The 5,232-nt window shown below is 74.0% G+C and carries 6 protein-coding genes; 2 read left to right on the forward strand and 4 right to left on the reverse strand.

The features are described 5' to 3' along the window. Window positions 1-138 precede the first annotated feature (138 nt). Entirely contained in the window at window positions 139-1,500 is a 1,362-nt protein-coding gene (locus Q0195_RS02155; protein ID WP_299273929.1) for a 6-phospho-beta-glucosidase, read from the forward strand. Window positions 1,501-1,591: 91 nt separating this feature from the next. Here Q0195_RS02155 and Q0195_RS02160 read toward each other — a convergent pair whose 3' ends face one another. From Q0195_RS02160 to Q0195_RS02175, 4 genes are all read right to left on the reverse strand, one after another. Next, window positions 1,592-2,137: a pyridoxamine 5'-phosphate oxidase family protein gene (locus Q0195_RS02160; RefSeq protein ID WP_299273931.1), complete on the reverse strand. Its 546-nt coding sequence runs from the start codon at window positions 2,135-2,137 to the stop codon at window positions 1,592-1,594. Window positions 2,138-2,388: 251 nt separating this feature from the next. Continuing rightward, window positions 2,389-2,565, reverse strand: a complete 177-nt coding sequence (locus Q0195_RS02165) for a hypothetical protein (RefSeq protein ID WP_299273934.1) — start codon at window positions 2,563-2,565, stop codon at window positions 2,389-2,391. Window positions 2,566-2,943: 378 nt separating this feature from the next. After that, entirely contained in the window at window positions 2,944-3,147 is a 204-nt protein-coding gene (locus tag Q0195_RS02170) for a hypothetical protein (protein WP_299273936.1), read from the reverse strand. Window positions 3,148-3,338: 191 nt separating this feature from the next. Then, on the reverse strand, window positions 3,339-4,304 hold the full coding sequence (locus Q0195_RS02175; RefSeq protein WP_299273939.1) for a transcriptional regulator: 966 nt from the start codon (window positions 4,302-4,304) through the stop codon (window positions 3,339-3,341). Window positions 4,305-4,366: 62 nt separating this feature from the next. Here Q0195_RS02175 and Q0195_RS02180 point away from each other — a divergent pair. Beyond that, window positions 4,367-5,232: ABC transporter ATP-binding protein (locus tag Q0195_RS02180; RefSeq protein ID WP_299273941.1), on the forward strand; the 866-nt coding region annotated here is incomplete at its 3' end.

Genomic DNA, 5,232 nt, shown 5'->3' on the forward strand with positions numbered 1-5,232 from the left:
TCACCTGCTCCTCGGTCACGTTGTGCTCCCCTGGTCGGTCGGCCGAGCCCGTCGCCCGCCGTGTGCGCCGCCCCGCCGTGTGCCGGTCATCCTATGCGCCCCACGCGTCCCTCCCGGCCCTGCTGTTACCGTCACGGCGTGAAGCTCACCGTCATCGGCGGGGGCGGGTTCCGCGTCCCCCAGATCTTCCAGGCCCTGTCCGCCGGCGACGCCCGGCTGCGCGTCGCCGAGCTGTGGCTCTACGACGTCTCCGAGCAGCGGCTCGAGGTCATCGGTAACGTCCTGGCCCAGCTCGCCGCGACCGCGGCCCGGCCCCCCGCGGTGCACACGACCACGCACCTGCCCGACGCGCTGGACGGCGCGGACTTCGTCTTCTCCGCGATCCGGGTCGGGGGCACGGCGGGGCGGGTGTCCGACGAACGCACCGCGCTACGGCGCGGCGTGCTCGGCCAGGAGACGGTGGGCCCGGGCGGGCTGGCCTACGCGCTGCGCACCGTGCCCCGCGCGCTCCGGCTCGCCGAGGAGATCCGCGCCCGCGCCCCGCGTGCGTGGACGATCAACTTCACCAACCCGGCCGGGATCCTCACCGAGGCGATGCGCGGCGTCCTCGGCGACCGGGTGGTGAGCATCTGCGACACCCCGATCGGGCTCATGCGCCGCGTGGCGGCCGCCGTGGGGCAGGACCCACGCACCGTCGGCTTCGACTACGTCGGGCTCAACCACCTGGGCTGGCTGCGCACGCTCCTGGTCGACGGTCGGGACGTGCTGCCCGACGTCCTCGCCTCCGACACGCTGCTCGACGGCGTGGAGGAGGCCCGCATCCTCGGCTTCGACTGGGTGCGGGCGCTGGGCGCGGTGCCCAACGAGTACCTGTTCTACTACTACCGCCACCGTGAGGCGCTGGCCCGGGTGCTCGCGGAGGAGCACACCCGCGGGGAGTTCCTCGACGCGCAGCAGACCCGGTTCTACCGGGCCGCCGCGGCCGAGCCGGAGCGGGCGCTGGAGATCTGGGACCGCACCCGGCACGAGCGCGAGGCGAGCTACATGGGCGAGTCCCGGCCCCGCGAGGAGCGGTACGCCCGGCGGGCGGAGGACGTCGAGGGCGGCGGCTACCAGGAGGTGGCACTCGACCTCATGACCGGCCTGGCCACCGGCGAGGCGGCGACGATGATCCTCGGGGTGGGCAACGGCTCCCGCGGCGAGGGTGAGCTGCTCGTCCCGCACCTCACGCCGGACGCCGTCGTCGAGGTGCCCTGCTCGGTGGACCGCGACGGCGTGCACCCCCACGCGGTGGCACCGCTGGGCGGGGAGATGGCCGGGCTCCTCACCACCGTCAAGGCGAGTGAGCAGCTGGTCCTGCGGGCGCTGGCGGAGGGGTCACGGGAGCTGGCGTGGCGGGCCTTCGCCAACCACCCGCTCGTCGACTCCACCGAGGTGGCCCGGCAGCTCGTCGAGGACTACTGCGCGGCCACGCCGGAGGTCGACGCACTGCTGCGGTGAGCGGTGCCGCGGCTCTGCCCGTGGAGTGGGCGGTGGGTGTCGCCCACGACCTCGTGACCGAGTGCCGGCTCACCCCGCCGCTCGACAGGGGTTACGGGGCCGGGCTCGTCGCCCCGGACGTGACCCTCGTGCCGGTGGGTGCGGCGAAGCGGTAGGTGGTCTGGCCGTGCGGGTCCTTGGCGAAGCTCAGCACCCGCTCCGGCCGGACGCGGAAGACCCACGCCTCCCCGCCCTCGGAGCCGAAGCCGTCGCGGTGCACCTCGAAGCGCCAGTCCTCGCCGTACTTGGCGAGGAAGGCCGCGGCGACGGCGGCCAGGCCCGGCCCGTCCATCACCCGCTCCGCGTGTCCCTCGAGGACGACGTCGGTGCCGCGGGCCCACGTGTTCTGCCCGGTGGTGAGGGCGACGGCCGGGTTGCGCGCGAGGTTGCGGGCCTTCTGCTCCCCGACCCCGGTGACGACGCACAGCCCGTCCTCGTGCCACACGCCCACGACAGGGGTCACATGGGGCCGGCCGTCGGCGCGGACCGTGGTGAACCAGTAGAGCTCGGCGTCGCGGAGCAGGGCGAGGGTCTCCGCCCACGGGCGGGCGGTGGCGGCGGGGTCGCTGAAGCGGGGGTCGAGCGTCGGTGTCGGCATGCGGGTCTCCTTCCCTCACCGGGTCGGACCTGGTGTGCGGCCGGATCTCATCGCCTCATGCGGGGGCGGTGTTCTGCTTCGGCACGATGCAGCAGGACGGCGGGCATCGCCGGAGAGCGGAGCACCGGGTCCACGGGACCTTCTCCTCACGGAAGGAGCAGCCGGCTGAGGGTGACGACGTCGGACAGACGTCGGGCCCGGTACTCCGCTGGAGTACCGGGCCCGGTGGGATCGACTGCGGTGGGCGGTGCTCACCGTTCCGCGGGCAACGACGCGTTGCGCACGACCGCGCGGGGCGCGATCCCGGTCCAGCGACGGCGCCGCGCACGCAGGACGCGCGTGGCCGGACGGCGCTGGAGGTGGACGAAGTCCGCCAGTGGCATTCCCATGCTGCTCGCGGACATGTCGCCGAGCATGATGGAGGACATGACTCTCCCCTTGGTGGTGGTGGACGGAGCCGCCCCCGAGGGCGGCACTGGAGGGCCGTCGGTCGACGGCATGGCTCAGTGACTGCGCAGGGATCGCGACCTCGTCGTCGGATCCCTTGCGGCGACGAGGCCTGCTAGTGCTTCGGTCGGAAAGCCATGACCTGAACTCTGCCAGGGGTGCCCGCGGGGTGTCACGTGATTATTCGCCCCGCACGTTCGGGGGGCGGCAGGAGAACGCTGCGAGGTCACACCCGGCACATCGGCGACCCGCCGCACGCCGCGCCGAGCCGGCGTGCCGCCGCAGGGGACCTCGGTCCGGTTCGTCGACAGGCTCGGGCCGGCCGGTCGGTGCCCACCGGCCCGGCCCGTGCTGCGCGGTCAGCTCGTCCTGGTGCCGTGGGTGCGGCGGTGGTGCCGCCGGCGGTCGGTGGGGCGTTCGGCGTCGTTGCCGAGCAGCCGGTGCAGCCGACGGTGCACCCGACGCGGGAGCAGCGGGACCGGTCGTCGCTGGAGGTAGACGAGGTCCGCGAGGGGGATGTTCATGCTGCGGGCGAAGTCGTCGCCGAGCATGGTCCGATGCATGGTGGTACCACTTCCCTTCCGTCGACCGGCCGGTGGGCCGGTGTCTGGTCGGCCGGCGGGGTACGCCGGCGTCCGGTCGCCCGGCGGGTCGCGCCGGGACGTCGGAGGGCGACGGCGAGCGGTACGTCGTCGTCGCCGTCCACCTCTCATTGTCTCACGATGTGGTCACCGGTGGGCGGGTCCCGCCGTGGTCACGGCTCCCCACCGGCGGCGGCAGCGAGGCGCCCGCCGAACGCCGCCAGCATGGCGCGCAGCTCAGGCGCGGCGCTGAGCGTCCAGCTCACCTCCGGCGGGATCCACGCCGTCGCGTAGGCGAGGTCGGCGAGGGAGCTGCCGCCGATCGGCCAGTCGGTGCCGCCGGCGTCGTCGGCCGTGGCGCCGGTGGCCCACACCCCGAAGACGTGGTGCACCTCCTGCAGCGGGAGGTCGAGGTGGACCACCGCCTCGAGTGGGTACCGGTCGGTCTCGGTGTCGGTGGCGAGGATCATCTCGGCCGGGTCCGCCACCGGCAGCGCCCGGGGCTGCACCCGCACACCGGTGCGCAGGAGCGCGTCCATCCGGTCGAGGCGGAAGGTGCGCCAGTCGGTGCGCTCCAGGTCCCAGCACACGAGGTACCAGCGCGTGCCCTGTGAGACGAGGGTGTGCGGCTCGACGTGCCGGGAGGTCTCGACGTCGAGCGCCGACACGTACCGGAAGCGCACCCGCTCGTGGTCGCGGCACGCCAGGGCCAGCTCCGCGACGAGCTCGGGGTCCACCCGCGCGCCGCGGGTGCCGGCCGGCACGGCGTACTCGGCGAGCGCCGAGACCCGGCGGCGCAGGTGCGGGGCGAGCAGCTGCTCGAGCTTGACCAGCGCACTGAGCGCCGTGTGCTCGCCCAGCCCCTGGACCGCAGCCAGCCGGAGCCCGACCGCCATCGCCACCGCCTCCTCGTCGTCGAGCAGGAGCGGGGGCAGCCGGCCCCCGGCGGCGAGCTGGTAGCCGCCGTCGAGGCCGGGCCGGGAGCTGACCTCGTAGCCGAGCTCGCGCAGCCGGTCGACGTCGCGGCGCAGCGTGCGCGCACTCACCCCGAGCCGCTCGCGCAGCTCGCGGCCGGTCCACGAGCGGTGCGTCTGGAGCAGGGAGAGGAGCCGCAGGGTGCGGGCGGTGGGGTCGGGCATGTCGTCGAACCTAGCGCGCACCGCGGCCAGGATCTGACCGCATCGACTCCTACCGTCGTCCCATGACACCGATCATCAGCGCTCGCGAGCTCTCCAAGACGTTCCACCGGAGGGGAGGTGGGGAGGTCGTCGCGGTCCGCGACCTGACGATGGACATCACCCCCGGGTCCCTCACGGCGTTCCTCGGCCCGAACGGCGCCGGCAAGTCCACCTCCCTGCGGATGCTCACCACCCTGCTACCCCCGACGAGCGGCTCCGCGACCGTCTGCGGCCACGACATCGCCACCGAGCCCGACGCCGTGCGCCGCTCGATCGGCTACATCGGCCAGAAGAACGGCGCCGCGCAGTACTACCGGGTGCGCGACGAGCTCGTCTCCCAGGGCGCCTTCTACCGCCTCGACCGGACCGAGCGCCGCCGGCGCGCCGACGAGCTCATCGAGGTGCTCGACCTCGGTGAGCTCGCCACCCGGACGACGATGAGCCTGTCCGGTGGTCAGCGCCGACGGGTGGACATCGCCCTCGGGCTGGTCCCGGCACCCCCGCTGCTCTTCCTCGACGAGCCGACGACGGGCCTGGACCCCCAGTCCCGCGCCCACCTGTGGGACCACATCCTCACCCTGCGCGAGCGGTACGGGATGACCATCTTCCTCACCACCCACTACCTGGAGGAGGCCGACCACTTCGCCGAGCGGGTGATGATCGTGGACCAGGGCCGGCTCATCGCCGACGACACCGCCGCCCGGCTCAAGGCGGACCTCGCCGGGGACCGCATCGTCCTCACGGTCACCGGCGCGGAGCCCGACGACGACGTCCTCGCCGTGCTGCGCCGGGTCACCTTACGCCCCGACGACATCGAGCACACCCGCCTCCCCCACCCCTCACCTTGGGACGGCCGCCCACTCCCCACCGACAGCCCACTCCCCACCGA

The organism is uncultured Georgenia sp. (assembly GCF_937958535.1).
Classification (GTDB): Bacteria; Actinomycetota; Actinomycetes; order Actinomycetales; family Actinomycetaceae; genus Oceanitalea.

Bases quoted from the DNA above. Each gene is read 5' to 3' on its own strand.
- Q0195_RS02160 (WP_299273931.1), bottom strand. From the start codon at position 2,137: ATGCCGACACCGACGCTCGACCCCCGCTTCAGCGACCCCGCCGCCACC.
- Q0195_RS02165 (WP_299273934.1), bottom strand. From the start codon at position 2,565: ATGTCCTCCATCATGCTCGGCGACATGTCCGCGAGCAGCATGGGAATG.
- Q0195_RS02170 (WP_299273936.1), bottom strand. From the start codon at position 3,147: ATGCATCGGACCATGCTCGGCGACGACTTCGCCCGCAGCATGAACATC.
- Q0195_RS02175 (WP_299273939.1), bottom strand. From the start codon at position 4,304: ATGCCCGACCCCACCGCCCGCACCCTGCGGCTCCTCTCCCTGCTCCAG.